Origin of the sequence: Paraburkholderia fungorum (assembly GCF_900099835.1) — a bacterium.
Lineage (GTDB): Bacteria > Pseudomonadota > Gammaproteobacteria > Burkholderiales > Burkholderiaceae > Paraburkholderia > Paraburkholderia fungorum_A.
This window is the reverse complement of the sequence record NZ_FNKP01000002.1, coordinates 93571-106664: the sequence shown is the minus strand read 5'-3', so window position 1 is coordinate 106664 and position 13094 is coordinate 93571. Positions and strand designations below refer to the sequence as shown.

Below are 13094 nucleotides of genomic sequence, written 5' to 3'. Positions count from 1 at the left end.
CCGTTGCCGCGGACATGCGGCAACGGCCTTTTTTTATCTCAAGCAAAGGGCGCCGGCTATTGCAGCGCGTGTCCAGCCGCGCCCCGCATCAACTCACACGCCGTGCTGCTTGAACCACACCAGCGCCCGACGCCAGCCATCCTCGGCATCGGCCTTCTTGTAGCTCGGCCGATAATCCGCGAAAAACGCGTGGCCCGCGTCGTCGTACACGACGAACTGCGAGCCGCGCCCCGCCTCCGGACCTTGCGCGATCGCCTGCTTCATCTGCTCGAGCGTGTCTTGCGGGATGCTTTGATCCTGCCGCCCATACAGACCGAGAACCGGCGCGTGCAACTGCGCCACTTCGTCGAGCGGATTGGCGGGGGTGTTGGCGGTTTTCTGTCCCGTGACACGCCCGTACCACGCCACGCCCGCCTTCAGACGCGGGTTGTGCTCGGCGTACAGCCACGCGATCCGCCCGCCCCAGCAGAAGCCATTCACGCCGAGCCGGTTCAGATCGCCGCCGTTCTCGCCGGCCCAGGCGACCGTTGCGTCGAGGTCGGCCAGCACCTGCTCGTCCGGCACCTTGCTGACCAGTTGTTCGTTGAGCTGCTGCATGCTTGTGTAGACGGTCGGATCGCCCTCGCGCTCGTACAGATTCGGCGCAATCGCCAGATAACCCTGCTTGGCGAAGCGGCGGCACACATCGGCGATATGTTCGTGCACGCCGAAAATCTCATGCACGACGATGATCACCGGCAAGTGCGTCTTGCCCTTCGGTTGCGCGCGATAGGCGGGCACCAGCGTGCCGCCCGAATGCACGGCGATTTCGCCGGCTTCGAGGCCGTCGCTATCGGTATGGATGGTTTGCGCCGACACCGGCAGCACCGCTGCCGCAAAACCAGTGCCGAGCGCGGCCTTGATGAAGGTACGGCGGTTGAATGGGACGTGTGGAACCAGGCTATCGATTTCGGGTTTCAGCATCCAGCGCTCCTAGATAGATTATTTGATGCAACAGGATACGCCGGACGCGCATCCTGTTGCAGAAGCAACCGTCCGCGAGCGCTCAGTGCAGCTTGACGCGCGGCAGCGTGGAGCGGCGCAGCCAGTGCGCGAAGGTATCGAGCACCATCCGCGCATAGCCGTGCAGCGCCGCAATGTGCAGCCGGTACAGCGACATATACATAAAGCGCGCGAACAGCCCCTCGATCAGCATATTTCCGCCGATCACCCCGCCCATCAGATTGCCGACCGCGCTGAAATGCCCGAGCGACACCAGCGAGCCGAAGTCGCGATAGGTGAATTCCGGCAGCGGCTGGTTGCCGAGCCGCGCCGCCAGTGCTTTCATCAGGAAACTGGCCTGCTGATGCGCGGCCTGCGCGCGCGGCGGCACGTTGCGCTCGTTGCCGGGCCACGGGCAGGCGGCGCAATCGCCGAGCGCGAAAATGTCGTCGTCGATTTCGGTTTGCAGTGTGCGGCGCACGACGAGTTGACCGAGCCGGTTGACCGGCAGGCCGTCGAGCTGACTGAGAATCGGCGGCGCCTTGATGCCCGCCGCCCACACGGTCAGATCGGCGCGCACCGTATGGCCGCTTGCCGTGCGGATAATGCCCGGCGCGACTTCCGCCACCGTCTCGCCAATCATCAGCTTCACGCCGAGTTTGGTGAGCAGTTCGGCGGTGGCGGTGGAAACGCGTTCCTGCAACGCCGGCAAGATGCGCGGCCCCGCCTCGATCAGCACGATGCCCACATCGTGCCGCGGATCAAGCTTGTGCAACCCATACGCGGACAGCACCTGCGCGGTGTTGCGCAATTCCGCCGACAGTTCGACACCCGTCGCCCCGCCGCCGACAATCGCGACCTGAATGCGCGGCTCACTGGCGGTCGACGTGCCCGGCCCCGGTCGCGATTCGACCGGCTCATGCACCTGATGCTCGGCGCGCATGCATGCTGCGATCAGGCGTTTGCGGAAGCGCTCGGCCTGGCCGACTGTATCGAGTGCGAGGGAGAACTCGGGTGCGCCTTTCACGCCGAAGAACGCCGTGGTGCTGCCAATCGCAATCACCAGCGTGTCGTATTCGAGTACGCGTTCGGGGAGCAGTTCGGCGCCATCGTCGTCGAGCACGATACCCAGTGTGAGACGCTTGTTCGTTCGATCGAGCCCGGTCAGATCGCCCTGTTGAAACTCAAAGCCGTGCCAGCGGGCTTGCGCGGCATATTCGAGTTCCTGCGTGAACGGGTCCATGCTGCCGGCTGCGACTTCATGCAGCAGCGGTTTCCAGATGTGCGTGGGATTGCGGTCGACCAGCGTGACCAGCGCGCGCTCGCCGCGCTTCTTGCCGGAGCCATAGCGGTCGCCAAGACGCGTGGCCAGTTCCAGCCCCCCTGCTCCCCCGCCAACGACGATAAATCGATGCATTGCACTCTCCGTGTTTGCCGATGAATTATCCGTCGTGACGACGCGCCTGGGCGCGCCGCCTTCCAGCGATTGTCCGCGAGCAGCACGGGTTGTCACAAGCCGTCAGTGCACATGTGTGACATGCGCACGACGTTATCGCGTGTGGCTACCTGCGCATCAATGCGCTTCTTCCCAGTTCAGACCGGCGCCCACGTCGGCGACCAGCGGCACTTTCAGCTGGGCGACACCGCACATCAGTTCCGGCAGACGCTTGCGCACTTCAGACAATTCCGCGTCCGGCACTTCGAGGATCAATTCGTCGTGCACCTGCATGATCATGCGCGTGCCGATCTTCGATTCTTCGATCCACTTCTGTACCGCGATCATCGACAGCTTGATCAGATCGGCGGCCGTGCCCTGCATCGGCGCGTTGATGGCTGCGCGCTCTGCGCCCTGACGACGCGGGCCATTACCGCCGTTGATCTCCGGCAGCCACAAGCGGCGGCCAAACACCGTTTCGACATAGCCCTTCGCCTTCGCGCTCAAACGCGTTTCTTCCATATATCGCGCGACACCCGGATAACGCGCGAAATAGCGGTCGATATACATCTTCGCCGCGTCGCGCGTGATGCCGAGATTCGCCGCGAGGCCAAACGCGCTCATGCCGTAGATCAGGCCGAAGTTGATGACCTTCGCCACCCGGCGCTGATCGTTCGACACTTCGAGCGGCGTCACGCTGAAAATTTCCGCAGCCGTTGCACGGTGAATGTCCTCGCCTTGCGAGAACGAGCGCAGCAACGATTCGTCGCCGGAAATATGCGCCATGATCCGCAATTCGATTTGAGAATAGTCGGCGGACACCAGCTTATGTCCTGGCGGTGCAATGAACGCCTCACGAATGCGGCGGCCTTCGCCGGTACGCACGGGAATGTTCTGCAAATTCGGATCGTTCGATGCGAGACGCCCCGTGACCGCAACGGCTTGCGCATAGTTCGTATGCACACGTCCGGTCTGCGCGTTGACCATGCGCGGCAGCTTGTCGGTGTAGGTCGACTTCAGCTTCGACAAGCCACGATGTTCGAGCAGGATCTTCGGCAGCGGATAGTCTTCGGCGAGCTTCTGCAGCACTTCTTCGTCGGTGGACGGTGCGCCGCTCGGGGTCTTCTTGACGACCGGCAACTCCAGCTTCTCGAAGAAAATCTGTCCGATCTGCTTCGGCGAACCCAGATTGAATTCGCCGCCGGCCAGCACGTACGCTTCGCTTTCCAGCTGGATCAGACGCGTGGCGATTTCGCTGCTTTGCGCGCGCAGTTTTTCGGCGTCGATCAGCACGCCGGTGCGTTCCATCTTGCGCAATACGCGTGACGTCGGCACCTCGATCGCCTTGTACACGTGATCGAGCGCCTTCTCGGCCGCCACTTGCGGATACATCGCCAGATGCAGACGCAACGTGATGTCGGCGTCTTCCGCTGCGTATTCGGCCGCCTGTTCGAGCGCGACTTCGTCGAAGCCGATTTGTGACGCGCCCTTGCCCGCGACCTCTTCGTACTTGATCGTCTTCATGCCGAGATGGCGCAACGCGAGGCTGTCCATGTCATGCGTGCGATGCGATTCGAGCACGTACGATTGCAGCAGCGTGTCGTGTTCGATACCGCGCATTTCGATGCCGTAATTCGCCAGCACCTGCTCGTCGTATTTCAGATGCTGACCGACCTTCTTGTGGTCGCCGCTTTCGAGCCACGGTTTGAGCTTCGCGAGCACTTCGTCGCGCGGAAGCTGCACGGGCGCGTCAGGACCGCGGTGCGCAACCGGCACGTAACAGGCACGGCCCGGCTCGACGGAGAACGACAGGCCCACGATCTGCGCGGTCATCGGATCGAGCGACGTGGTTTCGGTGTCGAACGAAGTCAGCTCGGCCGCGTTGATTTTCTCGAGCCACGCGTCGAATTGCTCCCACGTCTGCACGGTGTCGTAGTGCTTCTCGTGATCCACCGACAATGCGGGCGGCACATCCGTTTCAGGACCTTCGACCGCGTCGGCGATTTCGACTTCGCGCAGCCAGGTCTTGAAGCCGTGCCGCGTGAACACGTCACGCAATTCCTCGCGCGATTCGGGCCGGCTTTGCAGGCTTTCCTCAATCGACACGATATGGTCGGTCAAACTGCAATTGCGCTCGACGGTGACGAGTTTGCGCGCCATCGGCAGAAAGTCGAGAGCCCGCCGCAAATTGTCTCCTACCGCACCTTTGATCTCGTCCGCGTGTGCGACGATGCCATCTAGCGAGTCGAATTGCGTGAGCCATTTGAGCGCGGTTTTCGGCCCACACTTATCGACGCCCGGCACGTTGTCGACGGTATCGCCGATCAGCGACAGGTAGTCGATGATGCGCTCCGGCGGCACGCCGAATTTGGCGATCACGCCGGCGCGGTCGAGCTTTTCGTTCGTCATCGTATTGATGAGGGTGACATGATCCGACACGAGCTGCGCCAGATCCTTGTCCCCAGTCGACACGATCACGTTCATGCCGCGCTTCTCGGCTTCGGTGCTGAGCGTACCGATCACGTCGTCGGCTTCGACGCCTTCGATCATCAGCAACGGCCAGCCGAGCGCGCGCACGGCCACGTGAATCGGCTCGATCTGACGCGACAGATCGTCGGGCATCGACGGACGATTCGCCTTGTAATCGGGATACCAGTCGTCGCGAAATGTTTTGCCCTTGGCGTCGAACACGCACGCGCTATACTCTGCTGTGACTTCCTTGCGCATGCGCCGCAGCATGTTGATCATTCCGTAGAGCGCACCCGTTGGACCACCATCGGGGCCGCGGAGATCCGGCATCGCATGGTAGGCCCGGTACAGATAACTCGAACCGTCGACCAATAGCAGGGTCTTACCTTCAAGGCTTCGTTCTTCAGGCATTATGACTAAGAGAAAAGTGATTCCGAGCCTGCGATCACTCGCAGATCAAGAGCGCGCAACGGCCAAGAAGGCCCGCGCATCGTGGCAGATGTTCACGATTATGGCAGAGTTTATCGAGGCGACCGAGTACCTCTCGGAGATTCGCCCGGCCGTCAGCATCTACGGTTCGGCGCGACTGAAACCGAACTCGCCGTACTACAAACTCGCCACGCAAATCGCGCGCAAGTTGTCGGACGCAGGCTTCGCGGTTATCTCGGGTGGCGGCCCCGGCATCATGGAAGCGGCCAACAAGGGTGCGCATGCGGGCAAGGCGCCGTCGGTCGGTCTGAATATCGAACTGCCGCACGAGCAATCGGGCAATCAGTGGCAGGACATCTCGCTGCGCTTCCGCCATTTCTTCACGCGCAAGGTCACGTTCGTGAAGAACTCGGACGCGGTCATCGTGATGCCGGGCGGCTTCGGCACGCTCGACGAACTCGCCGAAGTGCTCACGCTGATTCAAACCAAGAAGTCGCGCCACGTTCCGATCATTCTGGTCGGTGCGGAGTTCTGGGAAGGCCTGCTTGCGTGGTTCAAGAATTCGCTCACGCCGATGGGCCTGATCAATCCGACCGACATGGATCTGATGCAGGTGATCGACGATCCGGATCAGGTGCTCGAAGCGGTGCTGAAGTTTTATGAAGACCGTGAGGAGACGGAGCCGCATCCGGCGAAATCGGATGAAGACCGGATGTTTTATCTGTGATGTCGAGGCTGGTGCTGTGCGTTACTTTGCGTCCAACAGGCGCGAAGTGAGTATGCGGTAGCGCGGCACATGACCTTTAGCGGGCAGCCAGAATCTGGCTGCCCGTTTTCGTTTCATCGACTGAACAGGCGCGACGAAACGGCCGTGCATTACGGCTTGCAAGGCAGGCAGAATCGCTGCGCAGCCCGCAAAAAATCCTTCCGCTCGCCGCCCGTTCGGCGCTAACCTGCTGAGCTTGAACCGGAAGCTCAGCGACATGAATCACGATCTCACTTCGACCGAACCCGCACTCGCGCCTACGCCCACATTACGGCAAATCTTCGGCGGCTTTCTCGGGCTCGGGTTGATTTCTTTTGGCGGCGCACTGCCGCTCGCACGCCGCGCGCTGGTCGAACAGCGCCGCTGGCTGAGCGCCGACGATTTCACCGATCTGCTCGGCTTATGCCAATTTTTGCCGGGCGGCAACGTGATCAATCTGTCGGTGGCAATGGGCATGCGCTTTCGCGGCGTACCCGGCGCATTGGCCGGTTTGTTAGGCCTGATCGCGGGGCCATCGCTCGTTGTGATCGGACTGGGCGTGCTCTATGAGCGCACGCAAAACGATCCGCATATTCGCCATCTGTTTGCAGGACTTGCCGCTGCCGCAGCGGGCGTGCTCATCTCGATGGCCGTCAAAATCGTGCTGCCGTTGCGCAATAAACCGATGGCCGCACTCATCGCCGTGCTCGGCTTCGTCGCGATTGCTGTTTTGCGATTACCGCTTCTGCCCACCATGCTCGTATTGACACCGCTCAGCATCTATATCGCATCGAGGAGCGCGCGATGAACGACACGCTCATTTCGCTTGCGGTTATTTTCAGCCAGCTTTCGCTGCTCGCGTTCGGCGGCGGCAATACGATTCTCCCGGAGATGCAACGTCAGGTCGTAGACGTGCATCACTGGATGCCGGCCAGCGAATTCAGCGCGTTGTTCGCGCTTGCGCAGGCCGCGCCAGGACCGAATCTGATGATCGTCACGCTGATCGGCTGGCATGTGGCCGGGTGGGCCGGGATGCTGGTGACGTCGATCGCGAAGTTCGGGCCGTCGTCGATCGTGACGATTCTCGCGCTGCATGCGTGGGAGCGGTTCAAGGACCGTCCGTGGCGGCGCTACGCGCAGCTGGGTTTGGTGCCGGTGACGGCCGGCATCGTCGCGGCGAGTGCGGCGTTGATCGCCCGCGCGTCGGACCCGACGGCGATTGCGTGGGCAATCACCGCGTTCACCGCCGTGATGGCGATGAAAACGCGGATTCATCCGTTGTGGCTGCTGGCAGCGGGGAGCCTGATCGGGTTGACGGGTTTCGGGCAGCTATGACGTTGAAGCGGTTTGCAGGCGCACGGGGGTTTTTTCGCACGCCCGCAAACCTGACCAGCGCTTACTGGAACGCCACTTCCGCGAAACTCCGCAGCTTCCGGCTATGCAGACGATGCAGCCCATTCATCCGCAGCAACTCCATCGCCTTCACGCCGATCTGCAAATGCTGGTCGACCTGCGCGCGATAAAACTGATCCGCCATGCCAGGCAATTTCAGTTCGCCATGCAAAGGCTTATCCGACACGCAGAGTAAGGTGCCGTAAGGCACGCGGAAACGGAAGCCGTTCGCGGCGATCGTCGCGCTTTCCATATCGAGCGCGACCGCGCGGCTTTGCGACAGCCGCTGCACCGGCTCACGATGATCGCGCAACTCCCAGTTGCGGTTATCGACACTCGCGACCGTGCCCGTACGCATCACGCGCTTCAACTCGACGCCGTCCAGTTGCGTAACCTGCGCGACCGCACGCTCCAGCGCAACCTGCACTTCGGCGAGCGCCGGAATCGGCACCCACAGCGGCAAATCGTCGTCGAGTACGTGGTCTTCACGCACGTAGCCGTGTGCGAGCACGTAGTCGCCGAGACGCTGCGTATTGCGCAGACCCGCGCAGTGGCCGAGCATTATCCACGCGTGCGGACGCAGCACGGCGATGTGATCGGTGATCGTCTTCGCGTTCGACGGTCCCACGCCGATGTTGACCATCGTGATGCCGCTGCCGTCCGCGCGCTTCAGGTGATACGCAGGCATTTGCGGCAGACGCGGCGGCGCCGTACCTTCCTGCGATTGCTCGCCGAGATTCTCGTTGTACGTGACCACATCGCCCGGTTCGACAAACGACGTGTATTCGCTGCGATACGCGCGCAATTCGGCGTCGTCGGTATGGGCCATCATCGTGCGGCCGAGTTTGACGAACTCGTCGATATAGAACTGGTAGTTCGTGTACAGCACGTAATTCTGGCAATGCGTGGGCGACGTAGCGGTGTAATGCTTCAGCCGATGCAGCGAGAAATCGACCCGCGCCGCCGTGAACAGCGCGAGCGGATGCGGCTCGCCCGGCCCCGGTTCATACGTGCCGTTCACAATGCGGTCGTCGAGCAGCGCGAGGTCGGGTGTGTCGAACACGTCGCGCATCAGGAACAGACGCTCGCGGTCGAGATCGCCTTCCAGATGAATGCCTTCGGCGAACGCGAAGTGAATCGGAATCGGCTGATCCGACACGCCCACTTCGATCTTCACATGATGGTTTTTCGCCAGCAGACGCAACTGTTCGCGGTAGTAATCGCCGAACAGATCGGGGCGCGTCACGGTTGTTTCGAACTCGCCCGGGCCGGCCACGAAACCATACGAGCGACGCGAGTCGATATGCGTGTTGACCTCGGTACACACGCGCACAAACGGATAACACGCGCGCACGCGGCTTTCGAACGACTCGTTCCTGCGATAGCGCGCGAAGGCGTCGCGCAAAAACGAAGTGTTCGCTTCGTAGATCGCCGAGAGACGCGTGACGGCGTCGGTCGCGTCATCGAACGATTCGGTTGGGAAGGTGTTGGCAGGAGTTTGCACTGCACGTTGATTGGTATCGTTCTTCATCTTCATGTGCCCCTATTGATGAGACGACATTACCACGGAACCCGTGATAGCCAAATGACCTGGCGGCGTTGCAACACATGTCGCCGCGCCCCGGCGGGATTGCGGGCAGATCGCGTGAAAGCGGCGCAAAATAAGGCGATCGCGCCCCGTACGCCAGACTGGATTTGCTAGAATCGGGGACCATTTTGGAGAATCACCATGAAGCCGCTCCTTCCCGTCGCCGTTGCACTGGCCCTCGCCTTTGGCAACGCCGCGATGGCTGCCCAGCCTGTCGACGACACCCCTTCGCCAGACGCGCCTCAGTCCGCCAACGAGCGGGCCGGTCTGCCCGACCTGGCGAAGATCAATCGTCCGGCCGCCGAGGTCAGCTCGAAGGTCGAAATCAACGTCCCGCGTACGCCGAGCTTTCAGGAAACCAGCCCGAACGGCACTGAAATCACCGAATACCGCGACAAGGGCAAGCCGGTGGAAATCAACGTAAGGTCGAACTTCGGCACGCGTTACCAGATGAGCGCGCCTGCCGACACGTCGCCTACGGTGCGCGACAATGGCCGCGCGAGCACGCGCTTGCCGTCGGTCCATTTGAGCTATTGATTCGTGCCTGGGTGGCTGCCGGGCGTGGTTGCCGTCCAGGTTTTGTGAGGGTGGACGCGAAGCGGCGTCCGGGTTGTTCAAGCGGTTTGCACGGCGTCAGTTCGGCGGGGTGAGGTGGAAATATCGCGCTCGCCAGCCTGCACCGTAATCGGGCGTCCGCTCGACAGCGTTTTCCTCGCCATATTGCCGGAATGTCGCCGAGGCGCCGCCCACGTATCACCGCTGCATTTGCCTACCGTACCGGTTAGCGGCATCTGCCAGAAGTTGTTTGCCACCGAATTTGCCGTAAATCGCACTGGCCGCACCGCGCCAGCCCGACCAACCTGATCCGACGTTCCCCGCATGGCTGTCTTCACCGCTGTCAACGAATCCCAACTAGCAGAATGGATGCGTCACTACGATCTCGGCGATGTCGTCGAGTTTCGCGGCATCTCATCCGGTATTGAAAACAGCAACTTCTTTCTGACGACGACGCGCGGCGAATACGTCCTGACGATTTTCGAAAAGCTGACGGCTGAACAACTGCCCTTCTACCTCGATCTGATGCGTCATCTGGCCGCGCATCGCGTGCCGGTGCCCGATCCGATGCCGCGCGAAGACGGCGCGCTGTTCGGCATGCTGCTCGGCAAGCCCGCCGCGATCGTCACCAAGCTCGAAGGCGCGCCGGAAATGACGCCGGGCGTCGAGCACTGCATTGAAGTCGGACAGATGCTGGCGCGCATGCACCTCGCCGGGCGCGATTACACCGGTTATCAGCCGAATTTGCGCAGCCTGCCGTGGTGGCGCGAAACCGTGCCGACCGTCTTGCCGTTTCTGGAAGGCGCGCAACGCGAGTTGCTGTCGTCCGAACTGGCGCATCAGGAAGCCTTTTTCGCCTCCGCCGACTACGCCGCATTGCCCGCAGGCCCTTGCCACGCCGACCTGTTCCGCGACAACGCAATGTTCGCGCATGCCGCGCCGGAAACGGGCCACGAAGTACGCCTGGGCGGCTTCTTCGACTTCTATTTCGCGGGCTGCGACAAGTGGCTGTTCGATGTCGCGGTGACGGTCAACGACTGGTGCGTCGACCTCGCCACCGGCAAGCTCGACGAGTCGCGCACCGAAGCGATGCTGCGCGCGTACCAGACCGTGCGCCCGTTCACCGCCGAAGAAAACCGCCACTGGGGCGATATGCTGCGAGCAGGCGCGTACCGCTTCTGGGTTTCGCGCCTGTATGACTTTCACCTGCCGCGTGCGGCCGAGTTGCTCAAACCGCACGATCCGGGCCATTTCGAGCGCATTCTGCGCGAACGCCTTGCCGGCGTTCCACATCCAGGCACCCACACTCCATGCAACTGATCGAAGTCCCGGCGAAAACCGGCTATGTGTGGTTCCGCCAGGGTATCTGGCTGTTCCGCAAGAACCCGCTCGCGTTTCTAACACTGTTTTTCACCTACCTGCTGGTGATGACGCTGGTCGCGCAGATTCCGGTGGTCGGTGGCGTATTGCCGCTGGCGTTCATTCCGGGCGTCGCGGTCGGCTTCATGGCGGCGTGCCGCAATACGATCGCGGGCAAACCGGTGTTCCCGACCATTCTGGTGGACGGCTTTCACTCATACGGCCCGGTGGTCGCGAAACGCCTGCTGGTGCTCGGAGTGGCGTATGTCGTCGCGATGGGCCTGGTGCTGGCCGGATCGGCGCTCGCCGACGGCGGCATGCTGCTCAAGGTGATGCTCGGCGGCGCGACGATGGATCAGGACACGATTGCCAACAGCAACATTTCGCTGGCGGTCATCACGGCCTTCGCTTTTTATATCCCGGTGGCGATGATTTTCTGGTTTTCGCCGATTCTCACCGCTTGGCACGACGTGCCGCCGGTCAAGGCGATGTTCTTCAGCATCGTCAGTTGCTGGCGTAATCGCGGCGCGTTCATCGTGTTCGGCGCGTTGTGGTTTGCGGTGGCGATGATTGTGTCGCTCGGTTTGTCCACGCTGCTGCAGGCGCTCGGCGCGGGCGACTTCGCGTTCGCGATCCTGATGCCCGCGACGATGATCGTCACGACGATGCTGTACTGCTCGTTTTACGCAACGTATCGCGGCTGCTTCGGCGTCCAGACGCCCGAAACGCCGGATCTGCCGACCACCCCGGCGGCTTAAGCATTACCTGTGGCGGACGCCGGTCTGGCGTCCGTCTTTCCGTCTCCCGTGGCAACCTCAGCCACATCCCATCTCCCGTCCCCCTCGCTGCACGCTCGTCAACCCACGCCGATTTGCGGCACAATAGTTTGCGCGCAATCCATTTGCACGCTCTTTCATACGAGATGCATCATGACCCAGCGCCCCGTCACCCTGCCCTTCACGCTCGACGAGCAACTCTGCTTCGCCCTCTACTCGACCTCGCTCGCGATGACGAAGGCGTACAAGCCCTTGCTCGAGAAATTGGGACTCACGTATCCCCAATATCTGACCATGCTGGTGCTGTGGGAAACCGACGACGTCACCGTCAAGGACATGGCGGCACGCCTGAATCTCGACTCGGCCACCGTCACGCCGCTGCTCAAACGCCTGGAAGCACAGGGACTGCTGGAGCGCGTACGCGGTGTCGACGACGAGCGCCTGGTCTATATCCGCCTCACTAAAGCCGGCTCGGCTCTCAAACGCCAGGCGCGTGAAGTGCCCGCGGAAATCTTCTGCGCGACCCAGCAGTCGCCGGAATTCCTGCTGCGCCTGCGGGACGATCTGACCCGCCTGCGCGCCACGCTCAACGATTACATGGATCACCCGGACGACTGACGGACAGCTTGCAAACCAGCGGCTATCACATCCATCTAAAAAATCATTTGCACACAAATGATTTGTACACTATCTTAGCGACATGCCGCTTCGATAGCGCTCCGCCAGAACGGCGGCCTCAATGGCGGCAAGCATGCAAATCCTGACAATCCAGATTAAGGAGCAGCACCATGAACATCCTCTACAAAGCAACTGCAACGAGTACCGGTGGCCGTGACGGCCGTGCTGTGTCGTCGGACAATGCACTGGACGTGAAATTGGCCGCACCGCGCGAACTGGGCGGCACGGGCGCTGCGGGCACTAACCCGGAACAGCTTTTCGCCGCCGGCTACTCGGCGTGTTTCCTGAGCGCAATGAAATTCATCGCCGGCCAGCGCAAGCAGACTTTGCCCGCCGACACACAAGTGACAGCAGAGGTTGGCATCGGTCCGAACGACAAGGGCGGCTTCGCGCTCGACATCGATCTACGCGTGTCGCTGCCGGGCCTGGCCGCCGACGCCGCCAAGGAACTGGTCGACGCAGCGCATCAGGTCTGCCCGTACTCGAACGCCACGCGCAACAACGTCGAAGTTCGTCTGCAAGTCGCGTAAGCTGCGGCGTCGGCGCATGCCGAAAAGTCTGCAATGAGTTGCAAACGGCGGCGCGGCACAACCGCGTCACCATGAACAGCGCCCGCCCTTTCACCATTGGGGCGGGCGCTGTTCCGTTTTGCGGACGCGGCATGTAATCTGCAACGCCGGTCATATA

At 61.8% G+C, this 13094-nt stretch carries 12 protein-coding genes; 8 read left to right on the top strand and 4 right to left on the bottom strand.

Annotated features, from left to right (window positions below):
- Positions 1–93: 93 nt before the first annotated feature.
- From BLS41_RS16685 to polA, 3 genes are all read right to left on the bottom strand, one after another.
- Complete coding sequence (locus BLS41_RS16685) at positions 94–963, bottom strand: dienelactone hydrolase family protein (RefSeq protein ID WP_074766772.1); 870 nt, start codon at positions 961–963, stop codon at positions 94–96.
- 82 nt (positions 964–1045) lie between these two features.
- The gene (locus tag BLS41_RS16680; RefSeq protein ID WP_074766770.1) at positions 1046–2398 is read right to left on the bottom strand and encodes an NAD(P)/FAD-dependent oxidoreductase; all 1353 of its coding nucleotides are present in this window, start codon (positions 2396–2398) and stop codon (positions 1046–1048) included.
- Between the two features lie 156 nt (positions 2399–2554).
- Positions 2555–5296, bottom strand: a complete 2742-nt coding sequence (gene polA, locus BLS41_RS16675; RefSeq protein ID WP_074766767.1) for a DNA polymerase I — start codon at positions 5294–5296, stop codon at positions 2555–2557.
- A 1-nt stretch (position 5297) separates the two neighbouring features.
- Between polA and BLS41_RS16670 the strand changes: the two genes are divergently transcribed.
- The 3 genes from BLS41_RS16670 to BLS41_RS16655 all read left to right on the top strand — a co-directional run bounded on the left by BLS41_RS16670 (position 5298) and on the right by BLS41_RS16655 (position 7394).
- On the top strand, positions 5298–6041 hold the full coding sequence (locus tag BLS41_RS16670; RefSeq protein WP_074766765.1) for an LOG family protein: 744 nt from the start codon (positions 5298–5300) through the stop codon (positions 6039–6041).
- 256 nt (positions 6042–6297) lie between these two features.
- Positions 6298–6867: a chromate transporter gene (locus BLS41_RS16660; RefSeq protein WP_074766762.1), complete on the top strand. Its 570-nt coding sequence runs from the start codon at positions 6298–6300 to the stop codon at positions 6865–6867.
- On the top strand, positions 6864–7394 hold the full coding sequence (locus tag BLS41_RS16655) for a chromate transporter (protein WP_074766761.1): 531 nt from the start codon (positions 6864–6866) through the stop codon (positions 7392–7394). Before BLS41_RS16660 ends, BLS41_RS16655 begins: the two co-directional genes overlap by 4 nt.
- A 61-nt stretch (positions 7395–7455) precedes the next feature.
- Here BLS41_RS16655 and BLS41_RS16650 read toward each other — a convergent pair whose 3' ends face one another.
- Positions 7456–8982: an AMP nucleosidase gene (locus BLS41_RS16650; protein WP_074766759.1), complete on the bottom strand. Its 1527-nt coding sequence runs from the start codon at positions 8980–8982 to the stop codon at positions 7456–7458.
- A gap of 198 nt (positions 8983–9180) precedes the next feature.
- Here BLS41_RS16650 and BLS41_RS16645 point away from each other — a divergent pair, with 198 nt between their 5' ends.
- The 5 genes from BLS41_RS16645 (at position 9181) to BLS41_RS16625 (ending at position 12937) form a co-directional block, all read left to right on the top strand.
- The gene (locus BLS41_RS16645; RefSeq protein WP_074766757.1) at positions 9181–9576 is read left to right on the top strand and encodes a hypothetical protein; all 396 of its coding nucleotides are present in this window, start codon (positions 9181–9183) and stop codon (positions 9574–9576) included.
- Positions 9577–9918: 342 nt separating this feature from the next.
- The gene (locus BLS41_RS16640) at positions 9919–10914 is read left to right on the top strand and encodes a homoserine kinase (RefSeq protein ID WP_074766756.1); all 996 of its coding nucleotides are present in this window, start codon (positions 9919–9921) and stop codon (positions 10912–10914) included.
- Positions 10905–11711, top strand: coding sequence for a BPSS1780 family membrane protein (locus BLS41_RS16635; protein ID WP_074766754.1), 807 nt, complete (start codon positions 10905–10907; stop codon positions 11709–11711). Before BLS41_RS16640 ends, BLS41_RS16635 begins: the two co-directional genes overlap by 10 nt.
- Positions 11712–11882: 171 nt before the next feature.
- On the top strand, positions 11883–12347 hold the full coding sequence (locus BLS41_RS16630; protein ID WP_074766752.1) for a MarR family winged helix-turn-helix transcriptional regulator: 465 nt from the start codon (positions 11883–11885) through the stop codon (positions 12345–12347).
- A gap of 170 nt (positions 12348–12517) precedes the next feature.
- The gene (locus BLS41_RS16625; protein WP_074766750.1) at positions 12518–12937 is read left to right on the top strand and encodes an organic hydroperoxide resistance protein; all 420 of its coding nucleotides are present in this window, start codon (positions 12518–12520) and stop codon (positions 12935–12937) included.
- Positions 12938–13094: the final 157 nt, after the last annotated feature.

Bases quoted from the DNA above. Each gene is read 5' to 3' on its own strand.
- BLS41_RS16685 (WP_074766772.1), bottom strand. From the start codon at position 963: ATGCTGAAACCCGAAATCGATAGCCTGGTTCCACACGTCCCATTCAAC.
- BLS41_RS16680 (WP_074766770.1), bottom strand. From the start codon at position 2,398: ATGCATCGATTTATCGTCGTTGGCGGGGGAGCAGGGGGGCTGGAACTG.
- polA (WP_074766767.1), bottom strand. From the start codon at position 5,296: ATGCCTGAAGAACGAAGCCTTGAAGGTAAGACCCTGCTATTGGTCGAC.
- BLS41_RS16670 (WP_074766765.1), top strand. From the start codon at position 5,298: ATGACTAAGAGAAAAGTGATTCCGAGCCTGCGATCACTCGCAGATCAA.
- BLS41_RS16660 (WP_074766762.1), top strand. From the start codon at position 6,298: ATGAATCACGATCTCACTTCGACCGAACCCGCACTCGCGCCTACGCCC.
- BLS41_RS16655 (WP_074766761.1), top strand. From the start codon at position 6,864: ATGAACGACACGCTCATTTCGCTTGCGGTTATTTTCAGCCAGCTTTCG.
- BLS41_RS16650 (WP_074766759.1), bottom strand. From the start codon at position 8,982: ATGAAGAACGATACCAATCAACGTGCAGTGCAAACTCCTGCCAACACC.
- BLS41_RS16645 (WP_074766757.1), top strand. From the start codon at position 9,181: ATGAAGCCGCTCCTTCCCGTCGCCGTTGCACTGGCCCTCGCCTTTGGC.
- BLS41_RS16640 (WP_074766756.1), top strand. From the start codon at position 9,919: ATGGCTGTCTTCACCGCTGTCAACGAATCCCAACTAGCAGAATGGATG.
- BLS41_RS16635 (WP_074766754.1), top strand. From the start codon at position 10,905: ATGCAACTGATCGAAGTCCCGGCGAAAACCGGCTATGTGTGGTTCCGC.
- BLS41_RS16630 (WP_074766752.1), top strand. From the start codon at position 11,883: ATGACCCAGCGCCCCGTCACCCTGCCCTTCACGCTCGACGAGCAACTC.
- BLS41_RS16625 (WP_074766750.1), top strand. From the start codon at position 12,518: ATGAACATCCTCTACAAAGCAACTGCAACGAGTACCGGTGGCCGTGAC.